Origin of the sequence: Acidocella facilis ATCC 35904 (assembly GCF_000687875.1) — a bacterium.
Taxonomy (GTDB): domain Bacteria; phylum Pseudomonadota; class Alphaproteobacteria; order Acetobacterales; family Acetobacteraceae; genus Acidocella; species Acidocella facilis.
In genome coordinates, this window is the sequence record NZ_JHYG01000005.1 from 91,926 (window position 1) to 111,045 (window position 19,120).

16 protein-coding genes are annotated in these 19,120 nt (G+C 62.7%); 9 read left to right on the forward strand and 7 right to left on the reverse strand.

What is annotated here, in order from left to right; genetic code table 11:
• Window positions 1-3: 3 nt before the first annotated feature.
• From trpE to T331_RS19850, 3 genes are all read right to left on the reverse strand, one after another.
• On the reverse strand, window positions 4-1,512 hold the full coding sequence (trpE, locus tag T331_RS0108090) for an anthranilate synthase component I (protein WP_026439636.1): 1,509 nt from the start codon (window positions 1,510-1,512) through the stop codon (window positions 4-6).
• Window positions 1,513-1,532: 20 nt separating this feature from the next.
• Window positions 1,533-3,407, reverse strand: coding sequence for a SurA N-terminal domain-containing protein (locus tag T331_RS0108095; protein WP_081822171.1), 1,875 nt, complete (start codon window positions 3,405-3,407; stop codon window positions 1,533-1,535).
• 167 nt (window positions 3,408-3,574) lie between these two features.
• On the reverse strand, window positions 3,575-3,748 hold the full coding sequence (locus tag T331_RS19850) for a hypothetical protein (protein WP_155992646.1): 174 nt from the start codon (window positions 3,746-3,748) through the stop codon (window positions 3,575-3,577).
• A 132-nt stretch (window positions 3,749-3,880) separates the two neighbouring features.
• On the opposite strand from T331_RS19850, the gene tpiA reads away from it, so the two are divergent.
• From tpiA to T331_RS0108115, 3 genes are all read left to right on the forward strand, one after another.
• Entirely contained in the window at window positions 3,881-4,612 is a 732-nt protein-coding gene (gene tpiA, locus T331_RS0108105; protein ID WP_026439638.1) for a triose-phosphate isomerase, read from the forward strand.
• Between the two features lie 99 nt (window positions 4,613-4,711).
• On the forward strand, window positions 4,712-5,122 hold the full coding sequence (secG, locus tag T331_RS17805; protein ID WP_035179634.1) for a preprotein translocase subunit SecG: 411 nt from the start codon (window positions 4,712-4,714) through the stop codon (window positions 5,120-5,122).
• A 53-nt stretch (window positions 5,123-5,175) separates the two neighbouring features.
• On the forward strand, window positions 5,176-6,807 hold the full coding sequence (locus T331_RS0108115) for a CTP synthase (protein ID WP_026439639.1): 1,632 nt from the start codon (window positions 5,176-5,178) through the stop codon (window positions 6,805-6,807).
• A 226-nt stretch (window positions 6,808-7,033) separates the two neighbouring features.
• Here T331_RS0108115 and T331_RS0108120 read toward each other — a convergent pair whose 3' ends face one another.
• The gene (locus T331_RS0108120) at window positions 7,034-8,326 is read right to left on the reverse strand and encodes an amidohydrolase family protein (RefSeq protein ID WP_026439640.1); all 1,293 of its coding nucleotides are present in this window, start codon (window positions 8,324-8,326) and stop codon (window positions 7,034-7,036) included.
• A gap of 89 nt (window positions 8,327-8,415) precedes the next feature.
• On the opposite strand from T331_RS0108120, the gene T331_RS0108125 reads away from it, so the two are divergent.
• The 5 genes from T331_RS0108125 to T331_RS0108145 all read left to right on the forward strand — a co-directional run bounded on the left by T331_RS0108125 (window position 8,416) and on the right by T331_RS0108145 (window position 13,075).
• Window positions 8,416-8,835 carry a hypothetical protein gene (locus tag T331_RS0108125; protein WP_026439641.1) on the forward strand — a complete coding sequence of 140 codons (420 nt, stop codon included), beginning with the start codon at window positions 8,416-8,418 and terminating at the stop codon, window positions 8,833-8,835.
• A gap of 20 nt (window positions 8,836-8,855) precedes the next feature.
• Entirely contained in the window at window positions 8,856-9,863 is a 1,008-nt protein-coding gene (locus tag T331_RS0108130; protein ID WP_081822182.1) for a quinone-dependent dihydroorotate dehydrogenase, read from the forward strand.
• The gene (locus T331_RS0108135) at window positions 9,860-10,687 is read left to right on the forward strand and encodes a TIGR01459 family HAD-type hydrolase (RefSeq protein WP_026439643.1); all 828 of its coding nucleotides are present in this window, start codon (window positions 9,860-9,862) and stop codon (window positions 10,685-10,687) included. The genes T331_RS0108130 and T331_RS0108135 overlap by 4 nt, the downstream gene beginning before the upstream one ends.
• A gap of 20 nt (window positions 10,688-10,707) precedes the next feature.
• On the forward strand, window positions 10,708-11,463 hold the full coding sequence (locus tag T331_RS0108140) for an SDR family oxidoreductase (protein ID WP_008494508.1): 756 nt from the start codon (window positions 10,708-10,710) through the stop codon (window positions 11,461-11,463).
• Between the two features lie 79 nt (window positions 11,464-11,542).
• Complete coding sequence (locus T331_RS0108145) at window positions 11,543-13,075, forward strand: YifB family Mg chelatase-like AAA ATPase (RefSeq protein WP_026439644.1); 1,533 nt, start codon at window positions 11,543-11,545, stop codon at window positions 13,073-13,075.
• Between the two features lie 53 nt (window positions 13,076-13,128).
• Here the strand turns inward: T331_RS0108145 and T331_RS0108150 are convergent, their stop codons facing one another.
• From T331_RS0108150 to bioB, 3 genes are read right to left on the reverse strand one after another with little or no spacing between them, the layout of a single operon-like run.
• Window positions 13,129-16,101, reverse strand: a complete 2,973-nt coding sequence (locus T331_RS0108150; protein ID WP_026439645.1) for a glycosyltransferase — start codon at window positions 16,099-16,101, stop codon at window positions 13,129-13,131.
• Window positions 16,102-16,154: 53 nt separating this feature from the next.
• Window positions 16,155-17,408 (reverse strand): adenosylmethionine--8-amino-7-oxononanoate transaminase, encoded by a 1,254-nt coding sequence (locus tag T331_RS0108155; RefSeq protein ID WP_026439646.1) that lies wholly within the window; start codon window positions 17,406-17,408, stop codon window positions 16,155-16,157.
• Window position 17,409: 1 nt separating this feature from the next.
• Entirely contained in the window at window positions 17,410-18,381 is a 972-nt protein-coding gene (gene bioB / locus T331_RS0108160; RefSeq protein ID WP_026439647.1) for a biotin synthase BioB, read from the reverse strand.
• 94 nt (window positions 18,382-18,475) lie between these two features.
• Here bioB and bioD point away from each other — a divergent pair, with 94 nt between their 5' ends.
• Window positions 18,476-19,120, forward strand: a complete 645-nt coding sequence (gene bioD / locus T331_RS17810) for a dethiobiotin synthase (protein WP_035179637.1) — start codon at window positions 18,476-18,478, stop codon at window positions 19,118-19,120.

Genomic DNA, 19,120 nt, shown 5'->3' on the forward strand with positions numbered 1-19,120 from the left:
CGCTCAAGCCCCCGGCGCGCTGACATAGCGCACGGCGTCCTCTGCGGCGCGGAACAACGCGCGCGCTTTCTGCACGCTTTCCATATATTCGGCCTCGGCGTCGGAATCGGCGACCACGCCGACGCCCGCCTGCACATACATGCGGCCATCCTTCACCAAAGCGGTGCGCAAGCCGATACATGTGTCCATCTCGCCATTCGCGGCGAAATAGCCGATGCATCCGGCATATAGCCCCCGGCGCGACGGTTCGAGCTCCTCAATGATCTGCATCGCCCGGACCTTTGGCGCGCCCGACAAGGTGCCGGCGGGAAATCCGGCGATCAGCGCATCCAGCGCCTCGAGCCCCGGCCGCAGCTTGCCCTCAACCGTCGAGGAAATATGCATCACATGCGAAAAACGTTCGATGGCGAAGCTTTGCGCCACGCGCACAGAACCGATTTCCGACACCCGCCCGACATCATTGCGCCCGAGATCCAGCAGCATGAGATGCTCGGCCCGCTCCTTGGGGTCGGCCAGCAACTCTTCTTCCAGCGCGACATCTTCCTCGGTGGTGGCGCCGCGGCGGCGTGTGCCCGCCAGCGGGCGGATGGTCACGGTGCCATCGCGCAGCCGCACCAGGATCTCCGGTGAAGAGCCGACAGCCTGAAAATTGCCGAAATCCAGGAAAAACAGGAAGGGCGCGGGGTTGATCCGCCGCAGACTCCGGTAAAGCGCGAAGGCGGGCAAGGAGAACGGTGCTTCAAAACGCTGCGAGGGCACAATCTGGAAGGCATCGCCCGCGCGGATATAGTTCTTGGCGGTTTCCACCGCGCCCAGGAACTCTTCCTTTTCCATGTTCGAGCTCTGCTCGATCGGCGCCAGCAAACGCCCCTGCAGCTCCGGAACAGGTGCCTCCAGGGCTTTCGCCAGGTCATTCAACTTGGCCTCGGCGGCAGCATAGGCTTGGACCGCCTCCACCCCTTGCTTCGGATAGACCGGCGCCGCCAGGGTCATTTCATCGGTAACATTGTCGAACACGATCAACAGCCCCGGACGGGTCAGAATCGCCTCGGGAATGCCCATTACGTCCGGCTTCAGCGCCGGCAGATCTTCCATCAGCCTGACCAGATCATAGCCAAGATATCCGTGCAGGCCGCCAATTCCGGGCGGAAGACCTGCGGGCACTTCCATCCGCGTCTCGGCGATCAGGCCGCGCAGATTTTTGAGCGGCGCCTCGAAAATCTGGGCAAAGCTCTCCGGTTGACTCTGGGCTTCGCGATTGACCGAAGCCACCCCGCGTTCACATTTCCAGACCAGATCGGGCGACAAGCCGATAAAGGAATACCGCCCACGCGTCGCCCCGCCTTCCACGCTCTCCAGCAAAAAAGAATAAGGCTGGCCATGCGCGACCTTCAGATAGGCCGCAACCGGTGTCAGCAGGTCGGCGATGCCGTGACGCCAGACCAGCGCGCCGCGACCCTGATCATAGGCGGCACGGAAGGTCTCAAAACGGTCTGGCGAAACGGCATTCATGACAAGACTTCTTTCTTTCCTCACTGATAGATTTGCGCGAACAGCTTCTGGTTCACAGTGACCTTATCGCGCGCCTGCAGTCCGGCCAGAAAACTCCCGCCCAGATCATCCTGCAAGCCTTTATTCAGGCTCTGCTGCAATTGCGCATACATGGCCGGGTCGCTCTGCGGTGTCGGCTGCACCACCTTGGTCAGCGCCGCGACCAGGAAGCCGTCCTTCGTCTGGATCATCGTAGCCTGACCCGACTTCATCGCGAACAGGCTCGGGACGAGTGTCGAGGGTTGATCCTGGGGCTGGGTCTGCCGCGTGTAAACCGGGCTGGCCGTCGCCGTAAGCCCTTGCGCGCTGGCCGCTTTCGCGATCGGCGTTCCGGTATTCACATTATGCATGAGATCAGCGGCGATCACCTCCGCCTCGCGGATCTGCTGATCCTGTTGCCAGGCCGCCAGAACCTTGGCTTTGGCTTGCGCAAAGGCCTGCACGGCAGGCGGCAGCAGCTTCTGCACCGTCAAAGCGTAATAGCTGCCATCCGGGCCGGACTGAAGCTTTGCGGCCTGCCCCGGTTGCGTTGCAAAAGCAGCCTTGACGATGGCATTGCGCAGATCGTCGCCACCGGGGATCGGCGCGGCCGAGCCATCCGGCGTCTGGCCGCCCGCATCCAGCGTCCCCTCAACCGCGACCAGACCCAGATTGCCCGGAAGCTGGTCCAACGGCGTCTGCCCGGCGAGCGCATCCTGCAGCGCATCGACATTCTTCGCCACATCCGCCTGGGCCTGCTGCAACTGCAATTGCTGCGTCGCCTGCGCGACCAGCTGTGCCTGATCAGGCCCGGACTGACCGATATCCGTCACTTTGAAAAGATACATGCCCTGGCCGCCCGCAATGGGCCCCATCACCTGGCCGGCAGGGGCTGCAAAGATCGCGTTCGCCAGCGCCCCGGACGGGATCTGGTTCTGCTGCATCTTGGCCAACGGCACCGAGACGGCGTGATAGGATTTCGCCAAGGCCTGCATTTTTGCCCAGCTTGCGCCTTTCTTCCAGGCCGCAAGTAGTTGCGAGGCATCCGCCAGATCCTCGACGGAGAGCACATCCGCACTGCGCACCGGCGTGCTCGGGCTGTTTGCCTGCGCCCGCGCGACAGCTGCCTGCACCTCAGCCTCGGATACCTTTTCGTGGGGCGCCATCAAGGCGGGGGACAAAATGACAAGCTGGATTTTACGATATTCCGGCGAAGTGAACTGGCTCTGGTGATTCTGCCAAAAACGCTGCAGCACAGCGTCGGACGGCGTGGCCGGCACCGGCTGCGTGTTGACCGGAACATTTACCAGAGACGCTGTCCGCTGCTCGCCCAGCAATCCAAAAATCTGGCCCAGCATTTCATCCGGCACCTGCGCGCCATTGATGATCGGCGTGATCAACTGGCGCGAGATCACCTCATCCTTGATCTCATTGATGAACTCGTTTTCGGACAGGCCATTCTGCCGCAGAACCTGCGCGAACTTGGCTTTGTCGAAGCTGCCATTGGTCTGGAAGGCCGGAATCCCGTCCAGCACTGCCCGCACGGCCGCGTCCGGCACGCCGATCCTATCATAAGCCGCCGCCTGGCGCATGATCTTTTCGCGAATGGCGGCCGACAAGGCCTGCTCTGCCAATTGCTGCCGCGTCGCCTGATCCGGCGTCTGGCCCTGTTGCTGGTACTGGTTCAGCGCGCGCTGGTAAGCGGCCTGGACGACACTGACATCGACAGGCTGGCCGGCGACGGTCGCGACCGCATTCGGGCTGCCCGCCATCGTGAAGACGTTGGAGACGCCCCAAAAAATGAACACCACAACCAGCAGCGCGAAGAACACACGCGCCACCCAGCTACCCATTAAATTCCGGACCCAGACCAGCATCGTCTCTCTTTACCCCAAACCGCCGCCTCTATAGCTAGGCGTCATGGACTGGGCAATTCAACGGTGCCGGACAAATCGGTGGGAGGGGGCGTGAACAGCCTCCAAGCCCTGACCACGCCTCATGCCAGATATTGGCATGATGGTGTTTGGCAACGTCAAACAGGGCCTCAGTACAATCCCCGCAGAGACGCGGCATCCAACAGCGCGCTGGCCGGCAGGCGATGCACCTTGGCAGGACACTCACGCGGCAGAAATGCTGGCTTGCGGCCCTCCAAGGCCATCGCCCGGATCAGCAGCATCGAGATGGCGGCAAGCGCCAGAATGGCAAGAAAGAACAGCATCGGGAAACCCTCCTCGATTGGAAACGGGCATATTATGCTGCGTCGCACCATCGAATCAAAAGCGCATTTGCTGCATGGCAGCGCGCCCGAACCATTCAGCATTATGCAGTATTTATCAGAAGGGAGAGCAGGATGAGGCAACTTATTGCGGGCAATTGGAAGATGTTCGGCAAACGCGCCGATATCGAGGCATTCACGGCGGCCCTTCGCGCCGACGCCCCGGCGCATGTGGACATGCTGGTCTGCCCGCCCTTCACCCTGCTGGACCGTTTTGCCAGCACCTTGGCTGGCAGCAAGATCGCCCTGGGCGGCCAGGACTGCCACCCCGCGGCGGAAGGTGCGCATACCGGGGATATCTCGGCCGCGATGATCCGCGATGTTGGCGCTTCTCATGTCATTCTCGGCCATTCGGAACGGCGCACCAATCACGGCGAGACCAACGCCGTGGTGCGCGGGAAGGCCGAGGCGGCGATCGCGGCGGGGCTTACTCCGGTCATCTGCGTCGGCGAAACCGAGGCCGAGCGCGAAGCCGGCGAGGCTGAAGCGGTCGTTCGCAGCCAACTGGCGCATAGCCTGCCGGCGCAATTCAGCGGCGTCGTCGCCTATGAGCCGGTCTGGGCCATCGGCACCGGCCGCACCCCGACGGAAGACGATGTCGCCTCCATGCATGCCGCCATTCGCAAGGCGCTGGTCGAGCAACTCGGCACCGCAGGCGCTGCCATTGCGATCCTGTATGGCGGCTCCGTGAAGCCGGCCAATGCCGCCGCTCTGCTGGCATTGCCCGAGGTAGGCGGCGCCCTGGTTGGCGGCGCCAGCCTGAAAGCCGCTGACTTCCTCGCCATCGCGACAGCCGCGCCGCTCTAGGTCCGGCTTTGCGCTTTTCGACCCGCGTGGGCGGCTGCAAGGTTGAATCCTGCGCCCGCCCGCACTAGAAGCGCGCCTGTCTGTTTTTGCGGGTTTGTGATGATCAAGGTTCTTCTCGTGCTGCATGTGTTCGTCACCGTGGCGTTGATCGGCGTTGTGCTGATCCAGCGCAGCGAAGGTGGCGGTCTTGGTCTTGGCGGCGGCCAGGGCATGGGCAGCTTCATGACCGGCCGAGGCACGGCAAATCTTCTCACCCGCACCACGGCCATCCTCGGCACGGCCTTCTTCGTGCTCTCGTTGGCACTGGCCCTGCTATATAAGGGTAGCGGCACAGCCAATAACGCGGCGATTTTGAACAGCCCGGCGCCGGCGGCACCGTCCGCCCCCGCACCGAGCGCGCCGTCTCTGCCCTCGTCGCTGCCGCAAACCCCGGCTGACGCGCTGCCTGCCCCCGCCGCGCCGGCGGCGCCGGCCGCGCCCGCGACCCCTGCGCCGAACAAAACCCAGTAATACGGCGCCTCCCTCTTCACCCTCCCATTGCGACTCATGTAAGATTGGATTCCATGACGCGGTTTGTTTTCATCACCGGCGGCGTGGTTTCGTCCCTCGGTAAGGGCATTGCCTCGGCGGCCCTCGGTTCCCTGCTGCAAGCCAGGGGTTATTCTGTCCGGCTGCGCAAGCTGGACCCCTATCTCAATGTCGATCCCGGGACGATGAGCCCTTACCAGCATGGTGAGGTGTTCGTGACCGATGACGGCGCCGAGACCGATCTGGATCTCGGCCATTATGAGCGCTTCACCGGCGTTCATGCCAACAAGGCCGACAATGCCACCACCGGCAAGATCTATTCCGGGGTGATCGCCAAGGAGCGCCGGGGCGATTATCTCGGCGCCACCGTCCAGGTGATTCCTCACATTACCGACGCGATCAAGGAAACCGTTCAAAATCAAACGGACGGCCTCGATTTCGTGCTGGTCGAGATTGGCGGAACAGTCGGCGACATCGAGTCGCTGCCCTTTCTTGAAGCCATCCGCCAGCTTGGCAATGAGCTGACCAGCGAACGGGCGATGTTCGTGCATCTGACGCTGGTGCCCTACATCCCGTCCGCCGGCGAGCTGAAAACCAAGCCGACCCAGCATTCGGTCAAGGAGCTGCAGAATGTCGGCATTCAGCCGAACATGCTGATTTGCCGTTGCGACCGGCCAATCCCTGAGAATGAGCGGCGCAAGATCGCCAGCTTCTGCAATGTCCGGGCTGAGGCGGTGGTGCCGGCGCTGGATGTCGATACGATCTACACCGTCCCCATTTCCTACCATGAGGCCGGGATGGATCGGGAAGTGCTGCGCCATTTCGGCCTGCCCTTCGAAAGCGAGCCGGATCTGGCACGCTGGAAATCGATCGTCGATACCGTCCGCTTCCCCGAAGGGGAGGTGCGCATCGCGGTGGTCGGCAAATACACCAACCTGCTCGACAGCTATAAATCCCTGGCCGAAGCCCTGGCCCATGGCGGCATCGCCAACAAGGTCAAGGTCAAGCTGGACTGGATGGATGCCGAGATCTTCGAGCAGCCCGATGCGGTTGAGCAGCTGGAAGGCGTGCATGGCATTCTCGTGCCCGGCGGCTTCGGTGAGCGCGGGTCCCAGGGCAAGATCGAAGCCGTTCGCTTCGCGCGTGAGCACAAGGTTCCCTTCCTTGGAATCTGCTTTGGCATGCAGATGGCGGTGATCGAATGCGCGCGCAATCTGGCTGGCATGGCGTCCGCGTCCTCGACCGAATTCGGCCCGTGCGACATTCCCATTGTCGGGCTGATGACTGAGTGGGCGCGGGAAAACGAGATCGAACGCCGCCGCGCCGATGGCGATCTGGGCGGCACCATGCGGCTTGGTGCCTTCCCCGCCACCCTCACCCAAGGCTCGCTCGTGCGCCAAGTTTACGGGGGAGCGGCTCATATTGAGGAGCGGCACCGCCATCGCTACGAGGTCAATATTCATTACCGCGAGCAGCTCGAAGCCAAGGGGCTGCGCTTCTCCGGCCTCTCACCAGACGGCATTCTGCCGGAAATCGTCGAATACCCGGATCATCCCTGGTTTATCGGCGTGCAGTACCATCCTGAGCTGAAATCAAAGCCGTTCGACCCACACCCGCTGTTCCAGGGCTTTATCGAGGCAGCGGTCAAGCAATCACGGCTGGTTTAATCGTACAGAAGGCCAATTTCCGCCCGAAAGCTGGAATTGGCCTTCATCTTATAGCAGACAACCCGCCGACACGGCATCTGCCAGCCAGAACGCCCTACGCTCGCAAATGTCGGATTATGAATAAAAATGAGTCAACGCGATTCGATGATAATCGATCCAATATTCCTGTAAGGAAAATACTCGATCCTAGAACCGAAGCTTAACTCGGCTTTCTACAACTCTAGGCTTATCGGAGCTGATTGAGATTTTGACGGGTGAACGCCACATTCTGCCTGTCAGATCCAAACCAAACCAGACTTTCCCGAGGCGCTGATTGCGCCAGGAGCTTCCCGCGCCGGATGACGTAAAGCCGCTCGGCCCGCAACCGAATCGCTTCCATTTCGTCTTCCGCCTGCAAAACCACCAAATCACCCCAGCTGCCAGGGCTCACCCCGTACCCGTCCAGATTCAGGATCTTCGCTGGCGTACTGGTGACAGCGTCGAAACAGGCATCAATCTCTTGCATTGAGGTTAACTGGCCGACGTGCAGACCCATCGCGGCCACCTCAAGCATGTCGTGACTGCCAAGCGCGTACCAGGGGTCCATCACGCAATCATGGCCGAACGCTACCGGCACGCCCGCCGCCAGCAATTCTTTCACTCGCGTCATCCCGCGCCGTTTCGGGTAGCTGTCCTGACGGCCTTGTAAAGTTATGTTTATCAGCGGATTGGCAATCGCCGACAGGCCGGATTCGGCAATCAGCGGGATCAACTTCGACACATAATAATTATCCATCGAATGCATGGAGGTCAGATGCGAGCCCGCGACCCTGCCGCCCATACCGTGGCGCAGCGTCTCAGCGGCCAGCGTCTCGACATGCCGTGACAGCGGGTCATCGCTTTCGTCGCAATGCATGTCCACCATGAGACCCGCCTCTGCGGCGATCCTCATCAAGGCCTGGACCGAAAGACGCCCATCCTCCTGCGTGCGCTCGAAATGCGGGATCCCGCCGACCACCTCGACGCCCATCTTCAAGGCTTTACGCAGATTGGCCTCGGCACCACGCGACCGGAAGAAACCATCCTGGGGAAACGCCACCAGCTGGATGTCGATCCACGCGGCCAGATCCTTTTTCAGCTGAAGCAGCGCCTCGACCGCCAAAAGCCTTTCGTCGCACACATCGACATGTGAGCGGATGGCCAGCGTGCCCCGCGCCGCCGACCAGAGGCAGAGTTTTCTGGCGCGCTCGTAAATCGCCTCCTGCGTCAGATGCGGCTTCAGCTCGCCCCAAAGCGCGATCCCTTCGAGCAACGTGCCGGACTCGTTCATTCGTGGCAGCCCCAGAGAGAGGGTGGAATCGAGATGAATATGCGCATCAACGAAGGGCGACGTCACCAGCCGCCCTGTCGCATCGATGTCTTGCGCAGCTTCGCCCTGCACCCCTGCTTCGACCGCCACGACCCGCCCATCGGCAATCGCGATATCCAGATTTTTCCGCCCCCCGGGCAGATTCGCGTTTCGCACAATCAGATCGAACATCAGCCACGCCTCACTATGCCGGTATGCCTAGAGCAAACATCGCCTTAACGCTTGTTGCCGCGCAAGCATGCCACGACTAGATAAGACCCATGCGCCGCATTCCTGTCCTGTTATCCGCTCTGGTTCTGGCTTCATGCGCCCCTCCGGGCCGCCAAACCTTCTCTCCGACACCTGCGGGGCCGGATACACAAACCGTCTCAGCCGCGGATGCGTTTCACAACCGCATCCCGCTGGTCTCGGTTCTGCCGGATACGCAGGACTTCCAGGCGCCTCTGCGCAATGCCGTCAACCAGGCCCTGGCGATCAAGCCGGATGCCGCATTCCAGGTCGTCGCCGAGGCACCGGCCACAGGCAACCCGGATACCGATGCGAAAACCCTCGCCGGGCTTACCCCCGAGGCGCAGGCCATCGCCAAAGCCATTGTCGCAGACGGTGTCGCAGCATCGCGCGTTTCAACCGGCGCCAAGACCGCGGGGCTGGATCAGGTCGTTCTCGTCTACGTCAAATGATCTTCGCCCCTGCTCTATTGATGCCGCTCCTGCGGCAGCTGGATCCGGAACGCGCGCATAACCTGTCTCTCAAGGCGTTGCGCTGGGGGCTGGTCGGTACCGACAACACGCCGGACGATCCCTGCCTTTCCACGCAGGCCTTCGGCCGGACACTCTCGAACCCGATCGGACTTGCCGCCGGGTTCGATAAGAACGCCTATGCGGTCACCGCATTGGGGCGGTTGGGCTTCGGGTTTGTGGAGGCCGGCACCGTCACCCCGCGCCCCCAGCCCGGGAACCCGCAGCCCCGGCTGTTTCGCCTGGCCGAGGACAACGCCGTCATCAATCGGATGGGCTTCAACAATCAGGGGCTGCAGGCCTATCTTGAAAACCTGAAACAGGCGGACAAAACCCGCCTCGTCCTCGGCGCGAATGTCGGGATCAACAAGGACGGCGCGGATCCGGAGCGCGACTACCCGGCGCTGGTCAAGGCGGTTGCGCCGCATGCCGACTATATCACGATCAACATCTCCTCGCCCAACACGCCCGGCCTGCGCGACCTGCAATCCGAGGAACGGCTGGCCGGCATCCTGGCCGGCATCGACAGCCCGAAGCCGGTTTATGTCAAAATCGCGCCGGATTTGTCGGAGGAGGGGCAGGAAGCCGTCATTGAAGTCGCCATCCAGCATAAAGTGAGCGGCCTGATCATTTCCAACACGACCATCGCGCGCCCGGATACGCTGAAAAGCCCGCTGCGGCGTGAGGCTGGGGGGCTGTCAGGCGCGCCGCTGTTCAACGCCTCCACCGCGATGCTCGCCCGCGCCTATCGCCTTGCCGGGCAGCAGCTCACTTTCATCGGCGCGGGCGGGGTGTTCACCGCGGAGGACGCGCTGGCAAAACTCCTGGCCGGCGCCTCCCTGGTGCAGCTCTATACCGGCTTCGCCTATCAAGGGCCCGCCATGCTGCCAAAACTCAAACACCGGCTCGCGGCCTTGCTGAAGGACCGCGGCTTCAGCACCGTATCCGACGCCGTGGGAGCAGGATTATGAGCGGGATTGGCGAGCTTTGCGCTGCGTATGACGGGTTTATCGTCGATCTCTGGGGCGTTGTGCATGACGGTTTCGCCCCTTATCCCGGCGTACTCGATTGCCTGACTCGCCTCAAGGCGGCGGGTAAACGCGTGGTCTTCCTCTCCAACGCCCCCCGCCGGGCGGCGGGGATTGCCAAATTCCTCGCCAGCATGGGCGTTACCCCGGCCTTGCATGACGGCGTCATGTCCAGCGGCGAAGCCGTCTATCTGGGTTTGAAGACCCGCACCGACGAGTTTGCCACCCTTGGCAAACGCCTCTACCATCTCGGCCCGCCCCGCGACCGGGACGTGTTCGACAGGCTCGATTATGAAGAGGCCGCCTCTCCGGAGGTCGCTGATTTTGTCTTGAATACCGGACCGGATGACGAGCTGGGTCCGCACAACCCTGATCTCTACCAGCCAGCACTTCAGGCCTGCCTGAAGGCTGGTCTGCCGATGATCTGCGCCAATCCGGATCTCGAAGTGATGAAGGGCAAGGACCGCATCATCTGCGCCGGTTATCTGGCCCAGCTTTACGAGGCGGAGGGCGGCCGCGTCATTCAGCGCGGCAAGCCGGATGCGGCAATTTACAAGCCGACACTCGCCTTGCTCGGTACGACACAGCAGCGCACCCTGGCCATCGGCGATTCGCTGCGCACCGATATTTCCGGCGCGAAAGCCGCCGGCATCGATAGCTGCTGGGTTCTCTCCGGCATCCACGCCCTACATCCCGAGCAGGCGCCTGCGGAAGCGGCAGCCTCGAACCTCTCTCCCACCGCCATCCTGCCAGGGTTTTCCTGGTAAGCCTCCGAAAGGACAGACACATGAAGACGATCCTGATCACTGGCGCGACAGCCGGATTCGGCGCCACCTTCGCACGGCGTTTCGTCAAGGACGGGCATCGGGTGATCGCCACCGGACGGCGCGTCGAACGGCTGGAGGCGCTGAAGGCGGAACTGGGCGAGCATGTTCACATCGCGGCTCTGGATGTAACCGATACGAAAGCGGTCGCCGGCTTCGTCGCCGCGCTGCCGGAGGCGTGGCGCAAGATTGACGTGCTGGTGAACAATGCCGGTCTTGCCCTGGGGCTGGCTTCCGCCTGGGAGGCCAAGCTGGATGATTGGGACACGATGGTCGCGACCAACATCACCGGCGTCCTGCATATGACACGCGCCATCCTGCCGCAGATGGTCGAGCGCAATGACGGGCTGATCCTCAATATCGGCTCGATTGCGGGCTCCTACCCCTATCCGGGCGGAAATGTGTATGGCGCCTCCAAGGCCTTCGTGAAGCAATTCTCCCTCAATCTGCGCGCGGATCTGGTGGGGCGGAATGTCCGCGTTACCGACATCGAACCCGGGCAGGTCGGCGGCTCCGAGTTCTCCCAGGTCCGCTTCGGCGGGGATCAGCAACGCGCCGCCAAGGTGTATGAGGACACTGAATCCCTGACCCCGGACGATATCGCCGAAACCGCAAGCTGGCTGGTCAGCCTGCCCGCGCACATGAATATCAACCGGATCGAAATGATGCCGACTTGCCAGGCTTCCGGACCTTTGACGGTGAAGCGCCAGCCCGCCTAAAATACAACGAACCCGAAACAACTATAGACAATCATAGATTGCATTCATAACCTGTCCCCAACTCCAGGGCGGACAGGTCATGAGCATCGCGCGGGTCAACAGCTTCGCCTTTTCCGGCATCGACGCCCAGCGCGTCGAGGTTCAGGTTCAAATCGCCAGCGGCTTGCCGGCGTTTCTCATGGTGGGTTTGCCAGACAAAGCCGTGGGCGAGGCGCGTGAGCGCGTCCGCGCGGCCTTGACGTCGATGGGTTTGGCGCTCCCGCCCAAGCGCATTCTCGTCAATCTTGCCCCGGCCGATATGCTGAAGGAAGGGAGCCATTTCGACCTTCCGGTCGCGCTGGCGGTTCTCGCGGCGATGGATATCCTTCCCGCCGAAGACCTCTTTGCTTTCGCCGCGCTGGGCGAATTGTCGCTCGATGGCCGCCTCAATCCCGCCGCCGGCATTCTGCCCGCGGCCATCGCCGCACAAGGGCAGGGTTGGGGGCTGATCTGTCCGGCCTCCCAAGGTGCGGAAGCCGGTTGGGCTGGCGACATGACCATTCTCGCCGCCCCGGACCTGCTGAGTTTGATCAATCATTTTCGCGGCACCCAGCTGCTCGCCCCGCCGCCGCCAGGCACACTGGGCGCCGGCGCACCGAGCTTGGATCTGGCCGATGTCAAAGGCATGGATGTCGCCCGGCGCACGCTGGAAGTCGCCGCGGCAGGCGGGCATAATCTGCTGATGATCGGCCCGCCCGGTTCGGGCAAATCCATGCTGGCCGCAAGGCTGCCCGGGCTGCTCCCGGACCTCACCCCGCGCCAGGCGCTCGAGGTCAGCATGATCCATTCCGTCTCGGGCATGCTCACCAATGGCCAGCTCGTCACCCGGCCACCATTTCGCGATCCGCATTTTTCAGCCAGTCCGGCGGCGATTGCCGGCGGCGGCCTGCGGGCGCGCCCGGGCGAGATCTCGCTCGCCCATCGCGGCGTGCTTTTCCTCGATGAAATGCCGGAATTTCCGCGGGCGACACTGGAGGCCCTGCGCGCGCCCATGGAAACCGGCCAGACCACCGTCAGCCGTGCCGCGGCGCATATCACCTACCCGGCGCGGTTCCAGCTTGTCGGCGCGATGAACCCCTGCCGCTGCGGCTATCTGGGCGATGGCGGGCGTGAATGCGGCCGCGCCCCGCGCTGCGGGGAAGATTACCAGAGCAAACTTTCCGGTCCGCTGCTGGACCGGATCGACATCACCATTGGCGTAATGCCGCTCAGCCCGCGCGAGATGAGCTGGATCCCGGCAGGGGAGAGCAGCGCGGTCGTGGCCCAGCGCATCGCCGAGGCCCGGGCCCGGGCGATCCAGCGCTATGGCGAGGACGGCCCTGGCTCAAACGCCGAAGCCGGTCCGGATCTGATGCCGACCACCATCGAGGCGCGCGAATTTCTGGAACGGGCGGCGGAAAAATTGCAGCTCTCCGTGCGCGGCCAGATCAGGGCGCTGCGCGTCGGGCGCACCATCGCCGATCTTGCCGGTGCGCAGGAAACCCAGCGTTTTCATATCGCCGAAGCGCTGACCTACCGCCATAGGCTGCCACAGCAAGCCACCCTTGAGCGCCTTCGAGCCACCGGCCATTAGCTTAACGCGCGACGATTTACCCCTGACGAGCACGCAAAAAATCCCTTGCCGCCTTACGGCGTTAAAATCTGCTGAACCCGCGCCTGGAACGCGGCAATGCCATTCTCCCGGCGCAACCGCTTCAAGGCGTTCGCACGCAGCCTGGTCCACAAAGCTTCATCGGAGTCGAGACGCAGAATTGCCCTGGCAAAGGCTTCGGCGTCGAGCGTTGGCACAGCCAATACCTCCTCGCCATCCCGCCAGCCAAGCTGCTCGGCCAGAAGCGTCGTCACAATGCAAGGCACACCGTGCGCCGCAGCCTCGTAAATTTTGTAGGGCGTACCAGCGGCAAAGCGCGTCGGCGCCACGAAAATCCGTGCGGCTTCATATAGCGGCCTGGTCTGCGCCACCTCGCCAAGCGCCCTCACCCCCTCGCTCAACTTCAACCCGGCAAGTTCAATGCCTGTCGCGCAATATCCCGCGACAGTGAGCAGCGGCGCAGACACGGAGGCTTGCGCCAAAACCGGAAAAATCTCTTGGGTATAATAATTTAACGAATCGGCGTTGGGCGCGTCCGCTTCATGAACCGCACCGATGAAAAGCAACCCGCTACGCGCCGCGAATCCTGGTTTTGTCGGCGTCGCCTCGCGGCAGGTTCCTAATATCTCAACGGTCTGGCCACGCACGCGCTGTAAGAGCTGCGCCTCAGCCTGATTGACCGCAATGATACGCGCCAAATCAGGAAGGTCAGCGAACTCCGCCTGGAGCACTGTGTCGAGATCAAAGCCTGTTCGCATCATCGCGGCTTTCGTCGCAGCGCGGCAACTGGCGAGCGCCTCTGTGTCCAGAATCACCGGCACCTCATTGCCGGATTCGATGAGCAGCGTGCGCAGCCGGCGCAGATTATGCGTTCGCGCGACCCAGATGCGCTGATAATCCTCTCGCCGCTCGCTTAAAAACGCCTTGATGTCGCCGAACGCCCGGTCATAAAGCACTTCCGCCCGCGCTGGCATGTCGCCCAGCAGGCTCATCACGTCATATGGCGCGCCGTTCATCGGAAAGACGTGAACATCGTAACCGGCTCGGTCTATCGCGTGGACAATGTCATTCGAGCGCACAAACCCTGAGCCAAGACGCCGCAAGGGGACCGTATCTTCGATGAAGAGCAGCTTGGGCCGGCCGCTCCTCGCGCGCGCCCGCGTCGGGGTCTGCCTGCCAGGCGATGGCTGCGCTTGCAGAAACGCCTTATGTCGCTCGCGAAAAATGCGCCGTCCGCGCCGCATCAGCGCCATGGATGCTTCCGGTGTCACCGCGCTACCGAATTCCAGATGCTCGACGCTGACCGCGGGATCGTAAACAATCCTGTATCCGGCCTGCAACATGCGCACGCATAAATCCGCATCTTCATAATAGGCCGGCACGAAGGCTTCGTCGAAACCGGCCAGCGCCTTCACCAGCGCCGTGCGGCAAAGCAGAAAGACGGCGGAGCCATAATCGACATCCCGCACGAAATTGGCTCCCGGCGCGAGCGGGGATTCGCCGCGCAAATAGCCGCTTGTGGTTCCGTCATCCCAGATGATCGAGCCCGCTTCCTGCAGGCAGCCATGGGTTCGGACGATCTTGCCACACACCGCGCCGATATCCGCAGCGGCGCTGAGCCGCGCCATGGCAGACGCGACGGCGCCAAATCCCAGCGCAACGTCGTTATTCAGATAAAGCAGGCAAGGTGCCGCAACATGCGCCAAGGCCTGGTTACACGCCTTCAGGAACCCAACATTCTGCGGGTTTCTGAGCAGCGCCATCCCCCGCACATAGTGCTCGATCCGGCGCGTATCATCCTCTGAGGCATTATCGACCAGGATGAGTTGGATCTTCCCCCCAAAATTCTGCCGCAGCGACGCCAAGCTTCGCATGGTCAGCTCAAAGCGCCCATACGCGACCATGATCACCGCGACCTCCGGCGCGCCGGCAAAGCCGAAATCCAGCCCTTGCCGCGCAAACAAAGCGAGATCGGCCCGGGCCTTGCGGATGAAGCCCTCGCGGGCGGGATATTCTTCCAGCCCGGGGCGTTTGACCGGCGGGCTGTACGCCAGCCCCTCCGCCAATCCGGCGCGCCTGAAATGCGCGAAGGCATCGCGAAACAATCCGGCGTTCAACGCATCGCGCACGGATCTGCGCATATCGCGATAATAGGCGAGGTCGATCTCGGCCGATGGCTGCCGTAACTCGAAGCATCCGTGCTGGACGAATTGCTGATAGGCGTTGCGGTACAACCCCGCCGCGATGGCCGCATCAATATCCGGATAACGCTGGCGATAGAAACGCTCGGAGAATTGCGGGACGGGATCGAACAGCTCCGGCGTGTCGTTGGTGAGATAGTGATGCAGGGCGGCGAGATAATCGCCGCGCAAAATCGCCTGCTTCGCCACGGGATGCTGTTCAACATACCATGCCGGGTCAAAATAGATCGACGGCGCCAGCTCGTCACGGCCAGAGCCTAGACAGGCCAGAAAATGAACATAGGGGCCCGGCCCGTCGATTTCCTCCATCGTGCAAGAAGCTGCCAGAGCCTGGTCGCGGTAATAGGGCGCATCGAACAGATAATGCCCCACCCGCGCTTCGCGCTGCCCAGAGCGCAGATAATGATCATAGCGCCCGAAACAGCCGTGAAGTTCGAGATTCTCCAGGCTCATATCGTCGTAAAGTTCGGCATAGAGCGCGTCGTCGAACAGCCAATGCGGGGAGACGCCGCGCCAGCCATGCTGGCAGTAATGATCGAACCCGGACGCGTATTGGCCGGATCGCACCAGCGCCGCCACGTCCGGGTTGCTGGCGAGATAATAGGCTTCGTCGAATAATGGTGAAGGGCTGTGCCCCAGCCTGGCCCCGACCTGAAGATAATAGTCCAACGCCGCCGCTTCAGGGGCATCCACACATAATGCCCGCGCATCGGGATAATGATGCAGATACCAGCCACGATCGAACATCGCCCAGGCCGGCCTGAGCTTGGCATCGCTGCGCAGAAGAAGGTGAGCGGCTTGCGGCATTTACGCCCATAGGTTGCACCACGCCGCCTTGTTGGCAAGCCGCAACAAACAGGTCAGCCGCCGGAGAGCACCTTGAACATGGCTCTGGTCAGGCATGAGAGCTCGTCCGGCGAGATTGTGAACGCCGGTGTGAGGTACACAATATCCCGGAACGGCCTGATCCACACACCTTGCGCCATCAGCTTCTGGCGCAGCCCAGCGGGGTTCTTGATCGCGTCCAGCTGCACGACGCCGATGGCCCCAATCACCCTGACATCCTTCACCCCAGGCAGCTCCCGGCAGGGCTCCAGCTCGCGCGCCAGCTGTACGGAAATCGCCGCCACCTGCTGCAAGCGCGGCTCGGTTTCAAACAGATCCAGCGAGGCATTGGCCGCGGCACAGCCAAGCGCATGCGCCATATAGGTCGGGCCATGCATCAAGGCGGTCATCGGGCTGTCCGAGAGGAAGGTCTCAAACAGCCGGTCGGTCGCGATGGTCGCGGCCAACGGGCTGGTCCCCCCGGTCAGCGCCTTGGACAAGGTGACGATATCCGGCGCCACCCCCGCCTGCTCGAAGGCAAACATGCTCCCGGTGCGCCCGAAACCGGTGAAAATCTCATCGAAAATCAAAGTCAGGTCATAATGGTCCGCCGCCGCGCGGAGCCTCTGCAGCACAGCAGGCTCGTGAAACACCATCCCCCCGGCGCCCTGCACCAGCGGCTCGACGATGATCGCGGCAAGGCTCTGATGCTCGCGCGCCAGCAGCGCCTCAAAGGCCGCGATGCTCGCGGCATCCCGTGGCAGCGGCACCACCGGATTGTCCGGCAATAGCCCGGCAAAGAGGCTGTGCATCCCTTCCTCAGGATCGCAGACCGCCATCGTGCCGATCGTATCGCCATGATACCCGCCGGCGAATGCCAGCACCTTGGTCCGCCCCCGCAACCCGCGATTCAACCGGGACTGCACCGCGATCTTGATCGCGACTTCGACCGCGACCGAGCCGGAATCGGTGAAAAAAACGCGGTTCAGGTCACCCGGCATCAGTGCGGCGAGACGTGTGGAAAGCTTATACGCCGCTTCATGCGCCAGCCCGCCGAACATCACATGCGGCATCGCCTCCAGCTGCCGGGCCACTTCCTGGCGCAGATGCGGGTGGTTATAGCCATGGCAGGCCGTCCACCAGCTCGCGATGCCATCAATAAGCGCGCGCCCATCCTCAAGGATGATCCGTGCCCCCTCGGTGCGCGCCACAGGCATCGGCAACGGCGCTGTCTGCATCTGCGCATAAGGCAGCCAGACATGCCGCCAGCCGGTCTCCAACCAGGACATCTTACTGCGCCGGCTGCAGACCCAGCTTGGCGAACAGCGCCTCATCGCGCGGCACTGTGGCGTTCTTTGTGGTCAGCAGCTTTTCGCCATGGAAGATCGAGTTCGCCCCCGCCATGAAGCACAGCGCCTGCGCCTCGTCGCTCATCGCCTCACGGCCGGCGGAGAGACGCACATAGCTCTTCGGCATGGTGATGCGCGCCACCGCGACAACCCGCACGAAATCGATCGGGTCGATCCGCTCCGCCTTCGCCAGCGGGGTACCCTCGACCGCGACCAGCGCGTTGATAGGCACGGATTCCGGCGGAGTCGGCAGGCTGGCCAAGGTGGCGATCAGCCCGGCGCGGTCGCTCTCATCCTCGCCCATGCCGACGATGCCGCCACAGCAGACATTGATGCCCGCGTCACGCACCGCATCCAGCGTATTCAGCCGGTCCTGGTAGGTCCGGGTGGTGATCACCTTACCGTAATATTCGGGCGAGGTATCCAGGTTGTGATTGTAATAATCCAGCCCCGCCGCCTTCAGCTTCCGGCTCTGGAACGGGTCCAACATGCCCAGCGTCACGCAGGTTTCCATACCCAGCGCCTTCACGCCTTCGATCATCTGGCATACCGTGTCGAGATCATGATCCTTCGGGCTGCGCCAGGCAGCCCCCATGCAGAAGCGGCCAGCGCCTTTTTCCTTCGCGGCACGCGCCTCTTCCAGCACCTTTTCCACCGCCATCAGCTTGGAGGCCTTGGTCCCGGTCTCGTACTCGGCGGCCTGCGGGCAATAGCCGCAATCCTCCGGGCAGCCGCCGGTCTTGATCGAGAGCAGGGTCGAAATCTGCACGCGCGTCGGGTCGAAATGCGCGCGGTGAACGCTCATCGCCCGGAACAGCAGCTCCGGAAAGGGCAGATCCAACAAGGCCTGCACCTCGGCGCGGGTCCAACGGGCACGGATTTCGATATGGCTTTCAGGCACGGCGCAGAACACTCCAGACGCGGCAATATCCTCCAGACTAACCTCAAGCAAACTCTGAGGAAAGACCCGGTGGCCCATGCCGGCTATTCGGGGTAGTGCAGGCGGCATGAAAGGCTATTTTGTCACCGCCACTGGCACCGATACCGGTAAAACCTTCTGCACGGCCGGGCTTTTGCGCGCCAACCCGGCCTTGCGGGCCATCAAACCGCTTTTATCCGGGTTCGAGGATGGCAACGCCGCCGAATCCGATTCCGGCCATCTGCTTGCCGCGATGGGCCGGACCGTTGATGCCGCGCAAATCGCCGCCATCACCCCCTGGCGCTTCAAGGCGCCGCTTTCGCCTGACATGGCCGCGGCGCGCGAAGGCCAGAGCATCTCTTATGAGGCCTTGCTCGCCTTCTGCCGTGCCGAGTTGGCGCGGGGGACAACGCTGATCGAGGGGGCCGGCGGCGCGGCGGTTCCTTTGACCGAGACCCGGATGACAGCGGATTGGATCAAGGATCTGAACCTCCCGGTGCTGCTGGTCACCGGCAGCTATCTGGGCAGCATCAGCCATTGCATCACCACGGCGGAGTTCCTGTTGCGCCGGGATATTCCCATCCGGGCGATTCTTTTGAATGAAAGCCCGGTGGCCCCGGTGCCCACCGCCGAAACCGCAGCCGCGATCTCCCGCTACCTGCCCTGCGACATCGTCACCATTCCCCGGAATGCGCAAACGGGGGATTTCGCACCCCTCGCTCTCAGCCTCTGA